The 20,354-nt window shown below is 63.5% G+C and carries 16 protein-coding genes; 13 read left to right on the top strand and 3 right to left on the bottom strand.

The window, feature by feature from the left end; genetic code table 11:
• Positions 1-44: 44 nt before the first annotated feature.
• The 5 genes from EJ069_RS01250 to EJ069_RS01230 all read left to right on the top strand — a co-directional run bounded on the left by EJ069_RS01250 (position 45) and on the right by EJ069_RS01230 (position 5,846).
• Positions 45-434 carry a cytochrome c family protein gene (locus EJ069_RS01250; protein WP_126059719.1) on the top strand — a complete coding sequence of 130 codons (390 nt, stop codon included), beginning with the start codon at positions 45-47 and terminating at the stop codon, positions 432-434.
• A gap of 286 nt (positions 435-720) precedes the next feature.
• Positions 721-1,809, top strand: a complete 1,089-nt coding sequence (locus EJ069_RS01245) for a hypothetical protein (RefSeq protein ID WP_042640276.1) — start codon at positions 721-723, stop codon at positions 1,807-1,809.
• A 137-nt stretch (positions 1,810-1,946) separates the two neighbouring features.
• Entirely contained in the window at positions 1,947-3,095 is a 1,149-nt protein-coding gene (locus tag EJ069_RS01240) for a hypothetical protein (RefSeq protein ID WP_126059718.1), read from the top strand.
• Positions 3,096-3,141: 46 nt separating this feature from the next.
• Entirely contained in the window at positions 3,142-3,933 is a 792-nt protein-coding gene (locus EJ069_RS01235; protein ID WP_126059717.1) for a Fic family protein, read from the top strand.
• A gap of 2 nt (positions 3,934-3,935) precedes the next feature.
• Positions 3,936-5,846 (top strand): ATP-binding protein, encoded by a 1,911-nt coding sequence (locus EJ069_RS01230; protein WP_126059716.1) that lies wholly within the window; start codon positions 3,936-3,938, stop codon positions 5,844-5,846.
• 295 nt (positions 5,847-6,141) lie between these two features.
• On the opposite strand, the gene EJ069_RS01225 is transcribed toward EJ069_RS01230, so the two are convergent.
• A complete protein-coding gene (locus EJ069_RS01225) occupies positions 6,142-7,122 on the bottom strand; it encodes an IS5 family transposase (RefSeq protein WP_189341472.1) in 981 nt (326 codons plus the stop codon).
• A gap of 143 nt (positions 7,123-7,265) precedes the next feature.
• On the opposite strand from EJ069_RS01225, the gene EJ069_RS01220 reads away from it, so the two are divergent.
• From EJ069_RS01220 to EJ069_RS01210, 3 genes are all read left to right on the top strand, one after another.
• On the top strand, positions 7,266-8,564 hold the full coding sequence (locus EJ069_RS01220; RefSeq protein WP_126059714.1) for a DUF6638 family protein: 1,299 nt from the start codon (positions 7,266-7,268) through the stop codon (positions 8,562-8,564).
• 105 nt (positions 8,565-8,669) lie between these two features.
• Positions 8,670-9,794, top strand: a complete 1,125-nt coding sequence (locus EJ069_RS01215) for a DUF2333 family protein (RefSeq protein WP_126059713.1) — start codon at positions 8,670-8,672, stop codon at positions 9,792-9,794.
• Positions 9,795-10,113: 319 nt separating this feature from the next.
• Positions 10,114-11,793, top strand: coding sequence for a formate--tetrahydrofolate ligase (locus tag EJ069_RS01210; protein ID WP_126059712.1), 1,680 nt, complete (start codon positions 10,114-10,116; stop codon positions 11,791-11,793).
• Between the two features lie 165 nt (positions 11,794-11,958).
• Here the strand turns inward: EJ069_RS01210 and EJ069_RS01205 are convergent, their stop codons facing one another.
• Positions 11,959-12,600, bottom strand: a complete 642-nt coding sequence (locus EJ069_RS01205) for a cysteine hydrolase family protein (protein ID WP_126059711.1) — start codon at positions 12,598-12,600, stop codon at positions 11,959-11,961.
• A gap of 128 nt (positions 12,601-12,728) precedes the next feature.
• Here EJ069_RS01205 and EJ069_RS01200 point away from each other — a divergent pair, with 128 nt between their 5' ends.
• A complete protein-coding gene (locus EJ069_RS01200) occupies positions 12,729-13,706 on the top strand; it encodes a helix-turn-helix domain-containing protein (protein ID WP_126059710.1) in 978 nt (325 codons plus the stop codon).
• On the opposite strand, the gene EJ069_RS01195 is transcribed toward EJ069_RS01200, so the two are convergent.
• Positions 13,693-14,250: a sugar O-acetyltransferase gene (locus EJ069_RS01195; RefSeq protein WP_126059709.1), complete on the bottom strand. Its 558-nt coding sequence runs from the start codon at positions 14,248-14,250 to the stop codon at positions 13,693-13,695. The genes EJ069_RS01200 and EJ069_RS01195 overlap by 14 nt on opposite strands.
• A gap of 131 nt (positions 14,251-14,381) precedes the next feature.
• Here EJ069_RS01195 and EJ069_RS01190 point away from each other — a divergent pair, with 131 nt between their 5' ends.
• The 4 genes from EJ069_RS01190 (at position 14,382) to EJ069_RS01175 (ending at position 20,332) form a co-directional block, all read left to right on the top strand.
• Positions 14,382-14,843 (top strand): DUF4126 domain-containing protein, encoded by a 462-nt coding sequence (locus tag EJ069_RS01190; RefSeq protein WP_126059708.1) that lies wholly within the window; start codon positions 14,382-14,384, stop codon positions 14,841-14,843.
• On the top strand, positions 14,840-16,216 hold the full coding sequence (locus EJ069_RS01185; RefSeq protein ID WP_126059707.1) for an FAD-containing oxidoreductase: 1,377 nt from the start codon (positions 14,840-14,842) through the stop codon (positions 16,214-16,216). Before EJ069_RS01190 ends, EJ069_RS01185 begins: the two co-directional genes overlap by 4 nt.
• 497 nt (positions 16,217-16,713) lie before the next feature.
• On the top strand, positions 16,714-17,886 hold the full coding sequence (locus EJ069_RS01180) for an MFS transporter (RefSeq protein ID WP_126059706.1): 1,173 nt from the start codon (positions 16,714-16,716) through the stop codon (positions 17,884-17,886).
• Positions 17,887-18,142: 256 nt separating this feature from the next.
• Complete coding sequence (locus tag EJ069_RS01175; protein WP_126059705.1) at positions 18,143-20,332, top strand: anthranilate synthase; 2,190 nt, start codon at positions 18,143-18,145, stop codon at positions 20,330-20,332.
• The last annotated feature ends 22 nt before the right edge of the window (positions 20,333-20,354 follow it).

Genomic DNA, 20,354 nt, shown 5'->3' with positions numbered 1-20,354 from the left:
CTTCGCCCTATAAGGCCGACAGCCAGAACTCTCCGGGGTCAGCCATGCTTCGAGCCATTTCGCCCGCCGCGCTTTTCCTGCTTGCCAGCGGCCTTGCCGCGCATGCCGGTGGCGATCCGGCGCTGGGCAAGAAGGCCTTCAACCGCTGCATGGCCTGCCATGAGGCGGAGACGGACCGCGACAAAGTCGGCCCGCATCTGCTGGGCATCGTCGGCCGCAAGGCCGGCTCGGCGGAGAGCTTTGCCGGCCATTATTCGCAAGCCATGAAGGATGCCGGCGCCGCCGGCCTGGTCTGGGACGAGGCCAACCTCGCCGAATATCTCAAGGCGCCCAGGCAAAAGGTTCCCGGCAACAGAATGGCCTTTGCCGGCCTGACCAGCGACGACGACATCGCCAACGTGGTCGCCTATCTCAAGGCTGACCCAAAACCCTGATCGGAATTGGAAAGAAACTGGTATTGCCGCCGGCGCACGAGATTTACCGGCCCTGTGTCATCGCCTTGGCCCGTCCGTAAAAACAATAGCTTAAGGCATACAAGCTGAAGCTGTTCGACGGCGTCGCGCTTACTGGCCGCCATGCGCATGCTTGCCTTGTCTTTCAAGGACCTGACCAGTTCTTTTGTTTTGACGTCTCTCCTTGTCTTCCTTCTTTCAATCCCTTGAAGCCCCACATATATTCGCCGCCACGACATGGAAACGGATGCCGAAGCGGGAGGCCCCAATGGCGACATTGCAGAATTTCGATGCCGAAATTGCCAAGACCAAGCAGGTCGTGCAGGACATGCGCACCAAGATCGAGCAGTCCGGCACGGTGCTCGACACGCTTGCCCAGGCCGACAAGAAGATCGGCGACGCCAATTTCGACATCGAGAACGCCCGGATCGAGGACGTGCTCAAGCAGCAGAAGGTCATGGAAGGCAACATCGCCGACCTGATCATCGGGCTCGAGGACGCCACCAACGTTTTCGGCGCCGAGTTCGAGAGCATGAAGAGCTACACCGGCTGGGAAAACTTCGTCGGTGTCTTCTCCGAGCAGCGCAAGCAGCGCATGCGCACCGACCGCGTCCGCAACATGTCGCTGGCCGGCAATTTGCAGGAGCTTTTGGCGAAGTCGGATACTATCGTCGGCATCCTGAAGGCGCAGAAACAGATCCTCGACCAGCGCTACAAGACTTCCGAGACCAGCCTGTCGCAGGTGATCGAACGCCGCAAGACGACCATGTCCAACCTCGAGGCCGTGCAGAAGCGCATCGAGGAATTGAACCCCCTGCTGCTCGACATCGAGAACAAGATCGCCGCCTCGACGACGCAGAAGGAGCGGACCGAGCTCGAGGGCGAGCGCTCGAAAATGGCGACCGAGTACAACGAAAAACAGGCCAAGGAGCAGGAACTGCTCGCCGAAAGCCAGACGCTGGAGCGCTATACCTCGATGTTCCAGACCTTCGTCGATTCGCTCAACAACCAGATCGCCGCGCAGTCGACGCTGATCAACAAGCTGACCATCGACACCGAGCAGCGCATCGTGCTGTACAAGGCGCTGGAAGATTCGCTGAAGACCGCCGCCCAGCAGGACGTCGCCCACAAGATCAACACGCTGGGCAGCCAGGTCGACAACACGGCCGAGGAGACGATGGCCGGCATCGGCGCCGCCTCGCAGAAGCATATCGGCGACCTGCTCGAGATGCATGAGAAGAACATGGTGGCTTCAGCCGACATCCAGCGGCGCAAGAAGCTTGCCGACGACGCCTTCGCGCGACGCTTCGACGACGTGATGAAAAAGCACAATTCCGCCAACTACGTGCAGTCCTAAGCAGGTTCCGCAAAAGTGTCCCACAGTTTTGCGGTCAGAACCTGCGAAAAAATAAAGGAATCCAAGCAGATATCGGCGGGACACCCCACGAACATCCGCTTGGGCGTTGCCGCTGATCTCATCTCCTCGGCAGTCCCATGACACCTGAGAACGACGCGGCGGCCCGTTATTTCTCCGCCATCACGGCGGCGCTGGGCGGACTGGAAGTGTTCATGCGCGACGACCGCTCGCCGCTTTACCGGCACGGCATCGTCGCCAGGATCGTCGCGGAATATATCGCGCGGCTGGACAAATCCTTTGCCTGCTGGCGCAACCGGCTGGGCTTCATGGACACCTTCCGCATCTCGCGCGCCGACAGCGGATATCCCGTGTTCCAGAACCTGCTCGAATTGGAAAACGATCGCCAGCAGGCCGACGCCCGCCTGGCCAACATCCCGCAAGCCGGCGAGCTGCGCGAGGAGATGGCCGACTTCATCCTGCGCCACAAGGAGTTCCCCGAGGCGCTGCAGAAGTCGATGGCCGAGCGGCTCTATCTGGAGGACGTCAAGAGCGAGGCGACCTTCGGCCCGTTCACTCTTGCGCAGACGGCCAAGGTCTCGGTCAACCCGAAGACCATGCGGCCCTATTACCTCGTCCACTGGGCGACGTTCGACGGCAGCGCCAACCTGCCGCTGATCTACATGGTGACGGTAGAGGACTCCTCCGAAAGCATGGTGCGCCAGCTTGTCGACGACAGCACCGGCAAGCTGAACGAGCGCGTCGACATTCCGCTTCCCGTTGATGGCCTGCTCAACCCGGAGCTTGCGCACCGCTTCGATGATTTCACCGAAAAGAACTCGGCCTACACGCTCTCGCCGGCGACGATCGCCGTCAATCTCGACAAGGATTTCGAGCCGTTGCACCCCAAGCAGCTGCGGCGCGTGGTGCTCGGGCCCTTCTACTCGGCCGGCATCACCGACAACAATTCGATCGTGGCCGAGGTGCTCTCCAAAGTGCGCAAGCCCGAGAATGCCTGGCTGCTCACCTGGACAATCCAGGAGGTCTTTTCCAAGAGCGAGAAGCCCGGCCGCAGGGGTCTTTTCTCCAGCGAGAAGACGACGCAGGAATTCTTCATCAACACCGACGATCTCGAAGCCGCGCGCCAGGGCGTCTCGAGCTACGAGAACCACGCGCTGATCCCGCACGAGGCCTACCAGGCGCTCTACGCCGCGGGTGAAGCGCAGAAGATCTTTTCCGGCTACAAGGTCCACATCCTGTCCAACGGACAGGTCATCAGCGATGTATGACATGCTTGCGCAGCCAGAGGAGCGGCGCGCGAGCGAGGTGCGAAAAATGACACCAGCAGGCAGAGTTTTCGCCAAGAAAAGAGAGCTTGACGCTTTAAGAAAGAAAATTCGCCTGGATGCTCTGGATGGCCTGGAGCACACCCAGCGGATCGACATCACCTATACGTCGAACGCGATCGAGGGCAACACGCTGACCGCGGGTGAGACCGCCCTGGTGCTCGAGAAAGGCATCACGATCAGCGGCAAGCCCCTCAAGGATCATCTCGAAGCGGTCGATCATGCGCGGGCTCTGAACTGGGTGCTGGAAATCGCATCACAACGCGATGCGCCGATAGTCGAGGCTGACATCCGCAACCTGCATCATCTGGTCGTCGCGAATTCCAAGCCTGAGATCGCCGGCCGCTACGCCGATGTCGCCCGCTATGTGAACACCGACGCCGGCGTTCATAATTTCCCGACGCCGACGGAGATTCCGGCCCTTATGGAGAAATTTGGCCGCTGGCTGACTGCGGCACGCAGCACGCCGCAGACCGCCTTCGAGGCCCATCGGCGGCTTGTCGGCATCCACCCCTTCAACGACGGCAATGGCCGCACGGCGCGACTGTTGATGAACCTTGTGCTGGCGCGCGCCGGCTATCCGCCGGTGGCGATCCGCCCCGAAGATCGCCCTGCCTACATCGCCGCGCTTGAAACCGACCAGCGCGGCGGCGGTCATGCCGCCTTCGACAGACTGCTTTTCGAAAGGCTGGACCAGACGCTGGACCTCTATCTCGATGCCGCCCATCAGGCTCACGATGCGTCCGCCGGCGACGGCACGATAATTCCGACGAGGAGCTGACGATGGACACCGGCCTGACCACGATCTCGGAAGCCGCAATCGAGAAGCACCGCACTGTCGCGCAGAGTTTCATCACCCGCATCGTCGTGCTGGAGGACCCGTCGCGCGAATCCGGCGCCGCGCTTGCCGGCACCAACCGCCGCTTCGTCTCGACCGTGTCGGTCGGTTCGGTCCGCCGCACGCGCGAGGTCGAGCTGACGAAGACGGTTGCAGCGATCCATCCCGACGACCAGTTGATGAGCATCCCGCAGCACACGCTGCTCTACCGCGCCCGCCGTGGCCTCGCGATCGCGCTCGCCATTTCCGATGTCTTCGCCGAAGGCTCGGACCTGGAAAGCCTGCAGGCCAAGAATGCCCGTGCGCCGCTGGAGGGCGACGAGGCGTCGACCTTCAAGAAGCTTCTGTCGGCTTCGGCTTACGTCTCCGCTTTCAGCTTTGCCTCCTATCTTTTCCAGCTGATCGACAGCGACGGCGAGGCGCCGAACGATACCGCCGAGCCCGACTTCCTGTTCGACACGCCGCAGGACGCGGTGAAGTCGATCGTGGCCGGCCTCGACAAGGCGATCGCCGGCTCGAAGGACGATGCGGACCTGACGACGCGTGCTCGCGCCTTCGCCCGGGTCGCCATCGACGGGCTCTTGGCGCGCAAAGGCCGTTTCGACGGCATCGGCCCGTTCGAGAATGCCCATATCCGCATCGACGTGGACGACTTCACCCTCGACGGCTTCGACGTCGCGCCCGGCAAGCGTTCCAAGCCGCTGGTCATGACCTTCAAGAAGCCGGAAGAAGTCGTCGGCAACCACATCGCCAAATTCCAGTCGGTCAGGCTGGCCAAGATGCTGATGGCCTATGATTTCGAGCGCGAGCTCAACCCCTTCGTCGAGCTCGGCGGCTTCCTGTTCACCTTCATCGGCGACGGCGCGCCGGGCACCGGCAAGACGACGCTGATCCAGATGATCGCCGGCCTCGTCAACGGCTATTGCCAGGTGGCCGGCTATCCCTTCGCCTATGAGAATTTCGGCGTCGACCAGATCTCGTCCTATCAGGGCAAGTCCGGCCAGAACTGCCGGCAATTCATCAATAACGTGCTCAATCCGCGCGTCATCGGCTTCGGCACCATCGACGATATCGACCAGGTGGCCGCGCGCCGCTCCGACGATCGTGCCTCCGCCGGCCAGCAGGAGATCACCGGCGTACTGATGGACGCCTTCGCCGGCGCCTCGACGGTCGTGCGCGGCAACTGCTCTTTCGGCATGTTCTCGAACTATCCCGAAAATGTCGACGACGCGCTGCGCCAGCGCGCCGGTGCCCGCTGGCTGGTAGACGGCCCGCAGACCCGCGACGACTATATCGACATCTTCGTTCTGCTCGCCGGCAAGAACCACAAGATCCCGCTGGGCGAGCACGAGCTCTATGCCGCGCAGGAGATCCAGCGCGCCGTGGCCGAGGCCTATGAGGAGCATGAGAAGCCGCAGGAAGACGGGCTGATGAAGGTCTATGAGCGCTACACGAAGGAAAACGGCGCGCCCAAGACCATGGCCGACATCGGCACCTATCTGCACATGATCAAGGACGCCGAACCGCGCTTCACCGGTCGCGCCATCAAGAACGTCACCGACGCGATCAAGATGCGGGCCATGGATATCGAGCTGCCGGACGACTGGTTCGAGAAGCCCGAAGCCTTCATGCACAAGAGCTACGACGACAAGAAGGCGATGATCGAGGAGCTGCGCGGGCCGTTCTCGATGGACATTGTCATGCAGGAGATCAACCGCTACGCCGATTCCGAATTCCGCTATTCCGACAAGTCGGATGATGCCGCGGTGGAGAAGCTGTTGCGCGACGCAAGGCTGCGTGAGCGTGCGGCGCGTGAAATGGAGGAGTTGAAGAAGAAAGGGGCGTGGAATGCGTGAAGCGCGCCACTGCCACCTTCTCCCCTTGTGGGAGAAGGTGTCGCCGAAGGCGACGGATGAGGGGTGTTCCAGCGGAGTGAGACGCTGGCATTCCCTGGAACACCCCTCATCCGTCTCGGCGCTGGCGCGCCGATCCACCTTCTCCCACAAGGAGGGTTTTGCATGGGAGCCGATATTTAGCGCACGAGGCAGATGGGCGTTTTTTGAAAGGCGCTCTGGCCGCTTTGGCGGGTTGTTTTGCCTCGCTCTTGAGGCCTCAGGCCGCCTTGGCAGTGGATTTTGGGCGGACTGCGCCTCATGCCGGCTTCCTCTTTGGGAAGAGGACTGCGGCCGCTCTTTGCAGATTGTAGCCGCAGCCGGCAAGCATGCACTGCGTCCGGTTGGTCGCAAGGTTGAAGAAGCGCAGTCGCCGCATGCCGTAGCGCTGTTTGAACACTGCAAACGGCCGCTCCACTGCCGCCCGCACCTTCGAGATGAGCCGGTTGCGCTGCTTCTGACGCGGTGTCAGCGGATGGTGCTTGTTGGCTCTGTGCATCAGCCGGTCCTTGATGCCGGCCTGCTTCAGCCGGGCATGGCGGGCATGGGTGTAGTAGGCTTGGTCGCCATAGGCCGCCTTCTCGTCCCCGATGATCAGGCCGTCGGCCGGCTCGGTATCGGTGACCGATGCATCCGTAAAGTCCATGCGCCGGATCAGCGTATGAGCATCGTCGACGCCGTTGTGCACCTTATAGCCGAACACGGTCTTGTTGCCCTTGCGTCCCCAACGTGCCTCGCCATCGGCCGATGGCCGCGCCGTCGCCTCCTCACCCTTCTTCGGCTTCGCCGGCGGGCGCGCGGCGGCCTGCATGAAGGAGGCATCGATCAACGTGCCGCGCTTGACGATCAGCCCCTTCTGCTCAAGCTGCCGCGTGATCTCATAAAACACCCGGTCGATCAGCCCATCGCACTTCAGCTCCTCGCGGAAACGCCACAACGTCGAATGGTCCGGCGTGGGGTCCGACAGGCTGAAACCGGCAAAGCGGCGGAACGACAGCCGGTCGCGCAGTTGTGCCTCCAGCGAAGGATCGCTGAGATTGTTCCACACGCCAAGCAGCAGACAGCGCAGCAAGGCCTCGGCCGGATAGCTAATGTTGCCCCGTCCTGGTCCGCTGCGCTGACCAAGAAGCGCCTTGATCGGCACCCAGTCGATCACTCGCGCGATCTGGTCAAGCTCCGTCACGTCCGACCACACCAGCCCATCCGCAAGGCTCAGTTGTCCAAGCACGCGATCGACCATCCGAATCATCTCCCCTTCATGCCGGACCTACGGAATCACCAACTCAGTTCCGTGCAAAGCCCTCACAAGGGGAGAAGGAAAGGCTGCGCCGCCCCTCATCCGCCCTTCGGGCACCTTCTCCCCGTGAACGGGGAGAAGGGAAAGTGAAGAAGAAACCCGATCTCCTGCGCGACAACGAGCTGATCTACGGCAGGCTGCTCGCCATCGACGAGCCGCATCTCATCCAGCGCTACAACAAGGCGCTTGTCGCCTTCGGCCTCGAGCCGACCAGGCTGAAGAGCTTCCAGATCGACCGCACCGGCTTCTCGCCCGAGATCGCCGAGGAGTGCGGCGACTTCGACTATCTCGATCCCAACGAGGTCAACCGCCGCTTCATCATCCTGACGCCGTCGCAGATCGACCTGCCCGTGGTGCACACCGCCTTCTCCAACACCTCGCAGCTGATGTTCGAGTTCATGTCGAAGAACCAGCGCGCCATCGACGCGCTGACCATCAAGGACGTGATCTACGGCGAGATCGAGGACTCGGTCCCCAAGGTCAACGACATCGAGGACCTTTTGTCGATCAACCAGGTCGAGTTCAAGGTGCTGTCGGCCGAGGATGTGCTGGGCAAGGCGGCCGAGCTCGGCAAGCTGGTCGACCGGCTGAAGCAGGAACCCGACGCCTGGCGCGACAATGCCATGCTGCAGCGCATGGTCGATCTGGCCAAAATCTGCGGCGACATCCGCGAGAACGCGCTGGTCCCTGACCAGGTGATCTTCCGCCACAATGCCTACTGGACCAGCCATTTCGGCGGCCTCTATGTCTTCGTCGATCCCGACATGACGACGGTGATCTGCGATCCGGCTGCTCCCGGCTTCCGCCGCTCACGCCCCTGGCAGGTCAGCTACCTGTCGATCAACGACGCCGACAAGGTGTTTCGCTTCCTCGCCGCCACCGGCCGCCTCGACCTGCCGCGCGCCTCGTGGATAGAGTCCTCCGGCTATCTCGAGCATCGCGCCGAGATGGTTGTGCGCGCGCTGATCCGCGACGCCGAGCCCAACCGCAACCTGACCGACGTCGACAAGGTCTGGCTGCAGACCTGGATCCACGGCCATGCCGACCTGATCGCCCAGGACGGGAACTTTCCCTTCCTCAACGCCGCCAAGCGCGAGATCGCCCAACTCGGTCATCTCAAGATCGAGGATGTGCCGCCGCGCCAGCGCTTCCTGGTCGTGCGCGCCAAACCCGAACACCCCGATGCCTGGCTGACCAACCAGCTGATCTCGGATTTCGTGCCGCAGGACTTCGTCTCGCGCTACGTCTTCAACAAGCCCGGCTTCTACAAGGACTACGAGGGCTACAGCGACGCCTGGCGAAGCCATGTTGTGGACGTTCTGAAAACCACATATTTGAAGGACAAGGCGGCGTTCCGAGCGCGCCTTTACGGCCTGATCGATTAGAAAAGTCTGGGCGGTTTTCCGCGCGGATTTGCGCCAAAACAAAGGGTTAGGGCAGATCGCCGTTTCCCTTGAAACGGTGAAATGCTCTAAGGGGGTGCCACAGCCATGCTCGACCCAATCGTGAACTTCTTCACCCAGATCTTCCAGTGGATCGGCCGCGGCATCGGCTTCGTCATCGGCGTCATCCTGTGGCCGTTCATGTGGGTCGGCCGCTGGTACGGGCAGCGCGGCTGGATCCTGAAGGCGGTGGTCGGGCTCGCCATTGTCGTGCTGATCGGCCTCTACGCCAATTTCTTCTACGCCACGCAGTGGTGGAACAATTTCAACCCGAACTATCCCGACACCTACACATTCGAGAAGCGCAACGTGTCGGCCGGCGAGCAGGTTTCCGCCGGCGCCGGCACCGACACGGCCAAGACCTGCGGCAACTCGGCGATCGCCCAGGTCGCCGCCGATCTGACGGACTTCAACGTCAACCAGAATGCCTGGATCTCGTCGATGATCCTCTACAAGCTCGGCCTGTTCGGCATCGATTGGGACAACACGCCCTGGATGGACAACAAGGCGTCCTTCCAGCGCGGCATCAACCAGGCGGTGAGGCGCACCGCGACCGAGCTTGCCGACAATCTCGGCCGCGTGCGCACCACCTCGCAGATCGACGCCGACCTGCAGGACGCGCGCGGCAATCTGCAGTTCGACGAGTACACCTGGTATTTCGGCCTGAACCCCTTCGGCCCCAAGACGCCGACGCCGAGCTATTATCGCGACGCGGTGCGCAAGCTGCGTTCCTTCAATGCGCGGCTCGCCACCTGCCAGGCGACGTTCGACGCACGCGCCGACAATCTCAAGCAATATATCGACCGCATCGCTTCGGATATCGGCTCGACTTCGGCGATCCTCAAGGAGCGCGCCGAAAACCACAACAACGGCTGGTTCGATACCCGCGCCGACGACCGCTTCTGGTTCGCCTATGGCCAGCTCTATGCCTATTACGGCCTGATGAAGGGCGCCCAGGCCGACTTCGAGGACGTGCTCAAGGAAAAGCACCTGCAGAGCCTGTGGGACACGATGGATTCGCAGTTCGTCTCGGCGCTGCGCATCCAGCCCTTCATCATCGCCAATGGCCGCGAGGATGGCTGGCTGTTGCCGACGCATCTGACGACGATGGGCTTCTACATCCTGCGCGTGCGCTCCAACATGGTCGAGATCAGCAACGTTCTGACCCAATAGCACCGTCTCGGGGCGACAGGGCGATGGCGGATTTGCGCCGTGGCCCCTGTCGCTTTTCGCGCATTAGGCGGCTGTTTTGAGACGGCGAAACCGCCCCCGCTCTGGCTTCTATACGGCGCAACGACCGGGCCCGAGACGGCTGCCTTGGAAGAGGCCCGGCGACAGGAACACTCTTTCTTAACAGGAAACATAGTTGCATGGAAGTTGACGCCGCGCCAGCGACAGGGTTAGAACATGACCTTGCGTCCGGGTGGCGTTTCGACCATGCACGAATGATCGAACCCCTCCCCTCCACCGCCTACTCCAGAGGAAAGCCGTCATGGCCGAAGTGAAGTCCGACATCGAGATCGCGCGCGCCGCCAAGAAGAAACCGATCCAGGAGATCGGCGCCAGAATCGGCATCCCGACCGAGCATCTGCTGCCCTATGGCCACGACAAGGCCAAAGTCTCGGCCGAGTTCATCAAGTCGGTGAAGGGCAACAAGGATGGCAAGCTGATCCTGGTCACCGCCATCAACCCGACGCCCGCCGGCGAAGGCAAGACGACCACCACGGTCGGCCTCGGCGACGGCCTCAACCGCATCGGCAAGAAGGCGATCATCTGCATCCGCGAGGCCTCGCTCGGTCCGAATTTCGGCGTCAAGGGCGGTGCCGCGGGCGGCGGCCTTGCCCAGGTGGTGCCGATGGAGGACATGAACCTCCACTTCACCGGCGACTTCCACGCCATCACCACCGCGCATAATCTGCTCTCGGCGCTGATCGACAACCACATCTACTGGGGCAACGAGCTCGGCATCGACACCCGCCGCGTCGCCTGGCGCCGCGTCATGGACATGAACGACCGGGCGCTGCGCGAGATTATCTGTTCGCTGGGCGGCGTCGCCAACGGCTACCCGCGTGAAGCCGGCTTCGACATCACCGTCGCCTCGGAAGTGATGGCGATCCTGTGCCTTGCCACCGACCTCAAGGACCTGGAAAAGCGCCTCGGCGACATCATTGTCGCCTATCGCCGCGACAAGTCGCCGGTCTATGCCCGCGACCTCAAGGCCGACGGCGCCATGGCGGTTCTGCTCAAGGACGCCATGCAGCCCAACCTGGTGCAGACGCTGGAGAACAACCCGGCCTTCGTGCATGGCGGCCCGTTCGCCAACATCGCGCATGGCTGCAACTCGGTCGTCGCCACCACGACCGCGCTGAAGCTCGCCGACTATGTCGTCACCGAAGCCGGCTTCGGCGCCGACCTCGGCGCGGAGAAGTTCTTCGACATCAAGTGCCGCAAGGCGGGGCTGAAGCCCTCGGCGGCTGTCATTGTCGCGACCGTGCGCGCCATGAAGATGAATGGCGGCATCAAGAAGGAAGACCTCGGCAAGGAAAACATCGAGGCGGTCAAGAAGGGTTGCCTCAATCTCGGCCGCCACATCGAGAACGTGAAGCAGTTCGGCGTGCCGGCGGTGGTGGCGATCAACCACTTCACCACCGACACCGAAGCCGAGATCCAGGCGATGAAGGACTTCGTCAAGGCGCAGGGCGCCGAGGCGATCCTGTGCAAGCACTGGGCGCAGGGCTCGGCCGGCATCGAGGACCTCGCCCGGAAGGTGGTCGAGATCGCCGAATCCGGTGCCTCGCAGTTCTCGCCGCTTTATCCGGACGAGATGCCGCTGTTCGAGAAGGTCAACACCATCGTCAAGCGCATCTATCGCGGCGACGAGGCGATCGCCGACAAGTCGATCCGCGACCAGCTGCATGCCTGGGAACAGGCCGGCTACGGCAATTTGCCGGTCTGCATGGCCAAGACCCAGTACTCCTTCTCGACCGACCCGAACCTGCGCGGCGCGCCGACCGGCCACACCGTGCCGGTGCGCGAGGTCAGGCTCTCGGCCGGCGCCGGCTTCGTCGTCATCATCTGCGGCGAGGTCATGACCATGCCCGGCCTGCCCAAGGCGCCGTCCTCGGAAAAGATCTTCCTCAATGAGCAGGGTCAGATCGAAGGCCTGTTCTAAGCACCCTTCAGGCCGGGAATGATCGGGGGCGTCGCTATTGCGGCGCCCTTTTTGCTTGCCGGACTTAGAGCAATTCCAGGAAAAGTGTGAGCGGTTTTCCGTCCGGAATTGCGTAAAAACAAAGAGTTAGAGCGGTTCGCCGTTTCCGTGAAACGGTGAAACGCTCTAGGCAGCGTTCCGCTTCAGCGCCCGCTGGTTGGACGCGTAGATCGTGTCGCGCTCGGGCAAGGCGCCCGTCTTCAGACAGTCGATCCACTCGGCGGTCTTCAGCACCGCGGCGAAGCGCGACTGCAGAACGACGCTTACCACCCGGTGGATGTCCTCTGCCGACGCGTAGCCCGCGCTGTTGGCATAGGGCACCGAGCCGCTGGCGTCGGAAAGGAACTCGACGGCGAAGCCCATATGCACCGCGTGGATGATGGTCGACAGATCGCAATTGTGGGTCATGTAGCCGGCGACCGCGATCGTATCGATGGCATTGGCGCGCAGCCAGGCCTCGAGATCCGTGCCGGTGAAGGCCGAAGGCAGCGTCTTTTCGACATAGTGGTCGCGGCTGCGCCTGGCGATCTCGGCATGGAGTTCGCCGCCGTGGCTGCCCTTGGCGAAGATCGGCGAGGTCTCGGGCGCCATCTGCTTGACGACGACGATCTTGATGCCGGCCGCCGCGGCAGCGTCCATGGCGCGCGCCACATTGACGACGGTCTCGGCGAAGGGCGGATGCTGGATGGCTAGATTGCCGCCATTGTAGTCGTTCTGGACATCGACGACGACAAGCGCGCGGCGCGGCTGGATGGCTGGTGCTGACATGGCGGTTTTCCTTTCGACCAGGTTGATGGGCGCAAAGCTAGGCGGATGTCCCGGTGGCCGAAAGTGGCCCGATTGACATCATTCGCAAGAATTGGGACATTCGCCAGTCAACGCAAACGATGTCAGCCATGAAGAACCCGATCATTGCCGCTGTCGCCTTTGACGGCATCAGCCCGTTCCACCTCTCCGTGCCTTGTCTGGTGTTCGGCGCCGATCGAACCAGGCTTGGACTGCCACGCTTCGACTTCCGCGTCTGCGCGATGGAGGAGGGACCTATCCATACCGACGCGGGGCTGAGCATCGTTGTGCCGCATGACTTTTCGGCGCTCGACGAGGCCGATATCGTCATCATCCCGAGCTGGAAGGACCTCGATGCCCCCCTGGCCGCGCCGTTCAAGGAGGCACTGCAAGGCGCGCATCGGCGCGGCGCGCTGATCGTGGGTCTGTGCCTCGGCACCTTCGCCATTGCCGGCACCGGATTGCTGGCCGGGCGGAAGGCAACGACCCATTGGGCTTATGCCGATCAACTCCAGGCGCTTCATCCAGACATCGAGATCAACGCCGACGTGCTCTATGTCGACGATGGCGACATCATCACCTCCGCCGGCGTCGCCGCCGGGCTCGACTGCTGCCTGCACATCGTGCGCGCCCGCTATGGCGCGGAGGCGGCGCTGCGGCTTGCCCGCCATGTCGTGCTCTCGCCGCACCGGCAGGGCGGCCAGGCACAGTTCATCGAGCGCCCGCTTGCGCCGACGCCGAATGCCGACCGGTTCGCCAAGGCCCTGGATGACGTGCGGGCAACGCTCGGCGAGGCGCACAGTCTCGACAGCGTCTCCGACGCGGCCGGCCTTACCCGCCGCACCTTCACGCGCCGTTTCCAGAAAGCCACCGGCACCAGTTTCGGCGACTGGCTCGCCGACCAGCGCGTCGCGCTGGCGCAGCGGCTTTTGGAGCAGACGGACAAGTCGATGGACATGGTGGCCTTCGAAGCCGGTTTCGGCAGCGCCACCTCGCTGCGCCAGCATTTTGCCGCTCGGCTGAAAACCTCGCCGATGCAATATCGGCGGGAGTTTTCCAAAACCGCAGGCGCGCTCAGCGCGGCGTGACGATCCGCGCGGGATTGCCGACCACGGTCGCATTGGCCGGCACGTCGCGCGTCACCACCGCGCCCGCGCCGACGATGACGCCCTCGCCTATGCTGACGCCGCCGAGGATGATGGCGCTGCCGCCGATCCAGGCGTTGTCACCGATCGTCACCGGTTTTGCGATCTCCAGCCCGGCCAACCGTCCAGTGGCTTCGCGGTGATGCTCGGCGCAGTAGATCTGCACATTGGGGCCGAGGAGCGTCCCCTTGCCGATGCGCACCGACGCCGTGTCGAGAATGGTGCAGCCGGCGTTTATGAACGTGCCGTCTCCGAGAAACAAATTGAAGCCATAGGCGCAATGGAACGGCGCCTCGATGCGAGCCCCCTCGCCCGCGCCGCCGAGCAGCGCCCGCAAGGCAGGCCCTATATTGCCCCGCTGCCTGGGCGGCAGGCTGTTGTGCTCGAACACCGCATCGCGCGCGGCGAAGCGCAAGTCCTCCAGTTCATCGTCGATGCAGGTGTACCATTCTCCCGCCGCCATCTTCATGCGCTCGCTTGCCGTCATGGCGACACCTCCAGATCTGTCTGCCGCAAAGCATAATCCATTGTCAGACAAAAGCCCGTGGCCAAACGCCCGGCCTATGCTAGCCTGCCTTCATGGAGCCGTGCGAGGTTCCGATTTTGAGGGGGTCGATCATGCTTTACCTGCTTGCACTGCTGATAGGTGTCGTTGCCGGCCTGCGCGCCATGACAGCGCCCGCCGCCGTCGCCTGGGGTTCTTATCTCGGCTGGCTGCCGGTCGCCGGCACCTGGGCGAGCTTTATGGGCCACTGGATCGCTGTCGGCATCTTCACCATCCTGGCGATCGTCGAATTGGTCACCGATCAGTTGCCGTCGACGCCGAGCCGGAAGGTGCCGCAGCAGTTCGGTGCCCGCATCGTCTTGGGCGCCTTCACCGGCGCGGTGATCGGCGCCACCGGCGGCGCCACCATCGGCGGGCTTATCGCCGGCGCGATCGGCGCGGTGATCGGCACGCTGGGCGGCGCCGAGGTCCGCGGCCGGCTGGCCGCGGCCTTCGGCAAGGATCCGCCCGCCGCCTTCATTGAGGACGCCGTTGCGATCATCGGCGGGCTGCTGATCGTGGCTGCCGTCGCATGAGCGCCAAAGCCTTCGACGCCATCGTCATCGGCGCCGGCCAAGCCGGCACGCCGCTCGCCGGCCGGCTGAACGCGGCCGGCATGAGCGTGGCGCTGATCGAGCGCAACCTCATCGGCGGCACCTGCGTCAACACCGGCTGCATCCCGACCAAGACGATGGTGGCGAGCGCCTATGCCGCGCACCTCGCCCGCCGCGCCGCCGATTATGGCGTGACGGTTTCCGGTCTCGTCGGCGTCGACTACAAGGCCATCAAGGCGCGCAAGGACAAGGTTTCGGGCGCTTCCCGTACGGGGCTGGAAACATGGATCGCGGGCATGGAGAAATGCACGCTCTATCGCGGTCACGCGCGCTTTGAATCCGCCAACACAGTGCGTGTCGGCGACGAGCTGCTGACCGCGCCAAAGATCTTCCTCAACACTGGCGGCCGCGCCTCCGTGCCCGACCTGCCCGGCGTCCATGACATCCCCTATCTCACCAATTCCTCGATGATGGATCTCGATGTCCTGCCCAGCCATCTGATCGTCGTCGGCGGCAGTTATATCTCGCTCGAATTCGCGCAGATGTTCCGCCGCTTCGGCTCCGAGGTCACGGTGATCGAGAAGGCGCCGAGGCTGACCGGCCGCGAGGACGAGGACACGTCCGCCGCGATCCAGTCCATTCTCGAAAATGAAGGCATCATCGTCCATGTCGGCGCCGGCGACATCGCGTTCGCCAGGAAAGGCAACGAGATCGCCGTCACCTTCTCCGCCGATAAGCCGCCGGCGGTGGGCTCGCATGTGCTGCTGGCGCTCGGTCGCGTCCCCAACACCGATGACCTCGGTCTCGACAAGGCCGGCGTCGAAGTCGACCAGCGCGGCTTCATCGTCGTCGATGACCAGCTGCGCACCAGCGTGCCCGGCATCTGGGCAATGGGCGACTGCAACGGCAAAGGCGCCTTCACCCATACCTCCTACAATGACTTCGAGATCGTCGCCGCCAATCTGCTCGACAACGATCCGCGCAAGGTCACCGACCGCATCGAGGCCTATGCGCTCTATATCGATCCGCCGCTTGGGCGCTGCGGCATGACGGAAGCCGCGGTGAAGAAATCCGGCCGCCGCGCCCTGGTCGGCCAGCGGCCGATGACGCGTGTCGGCCGCGCGGTCGAAAAGGGCGAGACGCAGGGCTTCATGAAGATCCTGGCCGATGCCGACACCGGCGAGATCCTCGGCTGCGCCGTGCTCGGGCCAGGCGGCGACGAGGCGATCCACTGCGTGCTCGACCTCATGTACGCCAAGGCGCCGATCTCGACGCTGGCGCGCGCCATGCACATCCACCCCAATGTCTCGGAACTGCTGCCGACGATCGCCCAAGAGCTGAAGCCGCTGGACTAGCTCCCCGACACAGGGATATTGAAAGGTTGCCGTTTGTCTTGGCGTATGATTTCCGTTCATTTGCGTGAAATCAGCGCAAACGCCGTGGATTGGCTGAAGCCGCCCCAACCTCGTCATTCTATGGCGGAGCAAGGAGCGAAGCGACGCGGCGCAGACCATAGAATCCATGCCGTGACTTGGAAGCGCCGCCACGGTGCAAAATTCTGCTCCGTTGCACGCCTTGGCGAAGGTAACGGCATGGATTCCAGGGTCTACGCGACCGAGCTTCGCTCCTGCTCCGCCCTGGAATGACGATCGCGAAGGGCGTTTCGGCCAATCTCCAACGCATGCCGACGCAAACAGAGCCGACCGGTCAAAATCCCTGTGCAGTGCCAATAGCTCCCTCTCCGCAAAGCCGGTCTCGTCTTTCTGCATTGCTGCGTTGCAACAATGACGCTTGTGCGCCGGCCAGGTCCAAAGCCAGTTTCGATTTTGAACCGATTCAGACCGGACATCCGATGCCGCTGCCGATCCTAGCGCTTGCCATTGCCTCCTTCTGCATCGGCACCACCGAATTCGTCATCATGGGCCTGCTGCCGGAGGTCGCGGCCGACCTTGGGGTCTCGATCCCTTCGGTTGGCCTTCTGGTCACCGGCTATGCGCTGGGCGTCGTCTTCGGCGCGCCGGTCGTCGCCATGGCAACGGCGCGCCTGCCGCGCAAGCCCGTGCTTGTCGGCCTCGCCACGCTCTTCGTCATCGGCAATCTCTTCTGCGCCATCGCTCCGAACTACTGGCTGTTGATGGCGGCACGCGTCTTCACCGCTTTCGGCCACGGCGCCTTTTTCGGCATCGGCTCCGTGGTTGCGGCAAGCCTCGTGCCGCGCAACAAGCGGGCGAGCGCCATCGCGCTGATGTTCGCCGGCCTGACGCTGTCCAATATCCTGGGCGTTCCCGCCGGTACGGCGCTGGGTGAAGCCTTCGGCTGGCGCGCCACTTTCCTCGCCGTCGTCGGCATCGGCCTCGTCTCGGTCGCGGCCATCGCCTGGCTGGTGCCGTCCGACGTCGCCGAACCCAGCGGCGGCGGGCTGGTCGGCGAATTGCGCGTGCTCGGCAAGCTGCAGGTGTGGCTGGCGATGCTGATCGCCTCGCTCGCCTCCGCCAGCCTGTTCGCCGTCTTCACCTACATCAAGCCCTATCTGACCGTCGTCTCCGGCCTGTCGACGGCGACCGTGACCTGGGTGCTGCTGCTGTTCGGCGCCGGCATGACCATCGGCAACATCATCGGCGGCAGGCTGGCTGACTGGAAGCTGATGCCGACCGTGATCGGCACGCTGCTTGCCATGGCCCTGCTGTTCGTCGTCTTCACCAATCTCGGCGCCATCGCAAGCGTGGCCGTGGCCATCGTCTTCCTGTGGGGCATGCTGATCTTCATCGTCGTGCCGCCGCTGCAGATCCGCGTCGTCGAGGCGGCCGCCGAAGGACCGAACCTTGCCGCCACGCTGAACCAGGGCGCCTTCAATGTCGGCAATGCCGGCGGCGCCTGGATCGGCGGCCTCGCCATCTCCTGGGGCGTGTCCTACGCGAACCTGCCGCTGGTGGGCGCCGCGCTCGCGCTTCTGGCCGTCGCGGTGGCCGTGCTGTCGCAGTCGCTCGACCGCCGTACGATCCTGGAGCCGCAGCCCGCTGAATAAAGTTCCATGCGCGGCAGCCGATTCACCTCGTCCGACGATTTCCTTGATTCCGCTTGCCGATCCAAGCATTCGCCGCTATGGGAGTCGGCATGAACATGCGTTCGAACAAGACCGTTTGGTGGTGGGCTCGCTGACAGCGGCCGGTTCGTGCGCGTGCGCGTGAAAATGAGGGTGGCCGCAGCGGAATGTCCGGGCGGCCATTTGTTTTTTAGAGCCATTCCCGGGTCCGTTGCCCAAAACGCTGATGGAGACGGCAATGACGACTAAAGTTCTGGACAACGGGGCGGAGCGCTTCGTCACCGCCGGCGGCGTGACGATCACCCGCGAACGGCACGACAGGCCCTATGAAGGCGCGATCGACGCCTATGTCGACGGCCTGAATTCACGCCGCGGCGCCGTGTTTTCCTCGAACTACGAGTATCCGGGCCGCTACACGCGCTGGGATACCGCCATCATCGATCCGCCGCTGGTGATCTCCGCGCGCGGCCGCGCCATGCGCATCGAAGCGCTGAATAAGCGCGGCGAAGTGCTCCTGCCCGTGATCGGAAAGGCGCTTGACGCGCTGAGCGAAGTGACGATCGCGGAGACCTCGAAGGCGCTGATCCGCCTCGATGTGGCAAAACCCGGCCGCGTCTTCACCGAGGAGGAGCGCAGCCGCGTTCCGTCCGTCTTCACCGTGCTGCGCGCCATCACCGCTTTGTTCAAGACCGCCGAGGATGCCAATCTCGGCCTTTACGGCGCCTTCGGCTACGACCTCGCCTTCCAGTTCGATCCGGTGGACTACAAGCTCGAGCGCAAGGAAAGCCAGCGCGACCTGGTGCTGTTCCTGCCCGACGAGATCCTCGTCGTCGACCATTATTCGACCAAGGCCTGGACCGACCGCTACGACTATTCCGGCGAGGGTTTTTCGACCGAAGGCCTGGCGCGCGATGCCCATGTCGAGCCGTTCAGGACCGCCGACCGCATCCCGCCGCGCGGCGACCATGAGCCCGGCGAATACGCCAACCTGGTGCGGCGCGCCATGGAGAGCTTCAAACGTGGCGACCTGTTCGAGGTCGTACCCGGACAGATGTTCTACGAGCGCTGCGAGACCCAGCCTTCCGACATCTCGCGCAAGCTGAAATCGATCAACCCCTCGCCCTATTCCTTCTTCATCAATCTCGGCGAAAACGAATATCTGATCGGCGCCTCGCCGGAGATGTTCGTGCGCGTCAACGGCCGCCGCGTCGAGACCTGCCCGATCTCGGGCACCATCAAGCGCGGCGACGACGCCATTTCCGATAGCGAGCAGATCCTGAAGCTGCTGAACTCCAAGAAGGACGAGTCCGAGCTCACCATGTGTTCGGATGTCGACCGCAACGACAAGTCGCGCGTCTGCGAGCCGGGCTCGGTGCGCGTCATCGGCCGCCGCCAGATCGAGATGTATTCGCGCCTGATCCACACCGTCGACCACATCGAAGGCCGGCTGCGCGAAGGCATGGACGCCTTCGATGCCTTCCTCTCGCACGCCTGGGCGGTCACCGTCACCGGCGCGCCGAAGCTGTGGGCCATGCGCTTCATCGAACAGAACGAGAAAAGCCCGCGCGCCTGGTATGGCGGGGCGATCGGCATGGTCAACTTCAACGGCGACATGAACACCGGGCTCACCTTGCGCACCATCCGCATCAAGGACGGCATCGCCGAGGTGCGCGCCGGCGCCACGCTGCTTTTCGACAGCGTGCCCGAGGAAGAAGAAGCCGAAACCGAATTGAAAGCATCCGCCATGCTCTCCGCCATCCGCGACGCCAAGACCGGCAACGCCACCGGAGCCGAGCGCACCACCGCGCGCGTCGGCGACGGCGTCAACATCCTGCTGGTCGACCACGAGGACTCCTTCGTCCACACCCTGGCCAACTACTTCCGCCAGACCGGCGCCAATGTCTCCACCGTCCGCACGCCGGTGCCGGAGGAGGTCTTCGAGCGACTGAAGCCCGACCTCGTCGTGCTATCGCCCGGACCTGGCACGCCGACCGATTTCGATTGCGCCGCCACCATCAGACGAGCGCGCGCCCGCGACCTGCCGATCTTCGGTGTCTGCCTCGGCCTGCAGGCGCTGGCCGAAGCCTATGGCGGCGAATTGCGGCAGTTGCACATCCCCATGCACGGCAAGCCCTCGCGCATCCGCGTCTCGAAACCCGGCATCATCTTCTCGGGGCTTCCCAAGGAAGTGACCGTCGGCCGCTACCATTCGATCTTCGCCGATCCGGTGCGCCTGCCTGATGGTTTCGTCGTCACGGCCGAGACCGAGGACGGCATCATCATGGCCTTCGAGCACCGCAAGGAACCGATCGCCGCGGTGCAGTTCCATCCGGAATCGATCATGACCCTCGGTCACAATGCGGGCATGCGCATCATCGAGAACATCGTCGCGCATCTGCCGCGCAAGGCCAAGGAAAAGGCCGCGTAGGGATGATAACCGAGGCGTTGGA

Origin of the sequence: Mesorhizobium sp. M2A.F.Ca.ET.043.05.1.1 (assembly GCF_003952445.1) — a bacterium.
In the GTDB taxonomy this organism is placed as follows: domain Bacteria; phylum Pseudomonadota; class Alphaproteobacteria; order Rhizobiales; family Rhizobiaceae; genus Mesorhizobium.
The sequence above is the reverse complement of the archived record's forward strand: the minus strand, read 5'-3'. Positions and strand labels throughout refer to the sequence as shown.

What these genes read in the sequence shown, in the direction of transcription:
- EJ069_RS01205 (WP_126059711.1), bottom strand. Translation starts at nt 12,600, where the DNA reads ATGTCAGCACCAGCCATCCAGCCGCGCCGCGCGCTTGTCGTCGTCGAT.
- EJ069_RS01215 (WP_126059713.1), top strand. Translation starts at nt 8,670, where the DNA reads ATGCTCGACCCAATCGTGAACTTCTTCACCCAGATCTTCCAGTGGATC.
- EJ069_RS01200 (WP_126059710.1), top strand. Translation starts at nt 12,729, where the DNA reads ATGAAGAACCCGATCATTGCCGCTGTCGCCTTTGACGGCATCAGCCCG.
- EJ069_RS01225 (WP_189341472.1), bottom strand. Translation starts at nt 7,122, where the DNA reads ATGGTCGATCGCGTGCTTGGACAACTGAGCCTTGCGGATGGGCTGGTG.
- EJ069_RS01210 (WP_126059712.1), top strand. Translation starts at nt 10,114, where the DNA reads ATGGCCGAAGTGAAGTCCGACATCGAGATCGCGCGCGCCGCCAAGAAG.
- EJ069_RS01175 (WP_126059705.1), top strand. Translation starts at nt 18,143, where the DNA reads ATGACGACTAAAGTTCTGGACAACGGGGCGGAGCGCTTCGTCACCGCC.
- EJ069_RS01185 (WP_126059707.1), top strand. Translation starts at nt 14,840, where the DNA reads ATGAGCGCCAAAGCCTTCGACGCCATCGTCATCGGCGCCGGCCAAGCC.
- EJ069_RS01190 (WP_126059708.1), top strand. Translation starts at nt 14,382, where the DNA reads ATGCTTTACCTGCTTGCACTGCTGATAGGTGTCGTTGCCGGCCTGCGC.
- EJ069_RS01240 (WP_126059718.1), top strand. Translation starts at nt 1,947, where the DNA reads ATGACACCTGAGAACGACGCGGCGGCCCGTTATTTCTCCGCCATCACG.
- EJ069_RS01195 (WP_126059709.1), bottom strand. Translation starts at nt 14,250, where the DNA reads ATGACGGCAAGCGAGCGCATGAAGATGGCGGCGGGAGAATGGTACACC.
- EJ069_RS01230 (WP_126059716.1), top strand. Translation starts at nt 3,936, where the DNA reads ATGGACACCGGCCTGACCACGATCTCGGAAGCCGCAATCGAGAAGCAC.
- EJ069_RS01245 (WP_042640276.1), top strand. Translation starts at nt 721, where the DNA reads ATGGCGACATTGCAGAATTTCGATGCCGAAATTGCCAAGACCAAGCAG.
- EJ069_RS01180 (WP_126059706.1), top strand. Translation starts at nt 16,714, where the DNA reads ATGCCGCTGCCGATCCTAGCGCTTGCCATTGCCTCCTTCTGCATCGGC.
- EJ069_RS01250 (WP_126059719.1), top strand. Translation starts at nt 45, where the DNA reads ATGCTTCGAGCCATTTCGCCCGCCGCGCTTTTCCTGCTTGCCAGCGGC.
- EJ069_RS01235 (WP_126059717.1), top strand. Translation starts at nt 3,142, where the DNA reads ATGACACCAGCAGGCAGAGTTTTCGCCAAGAAAAGAGAGCTTGACGCT.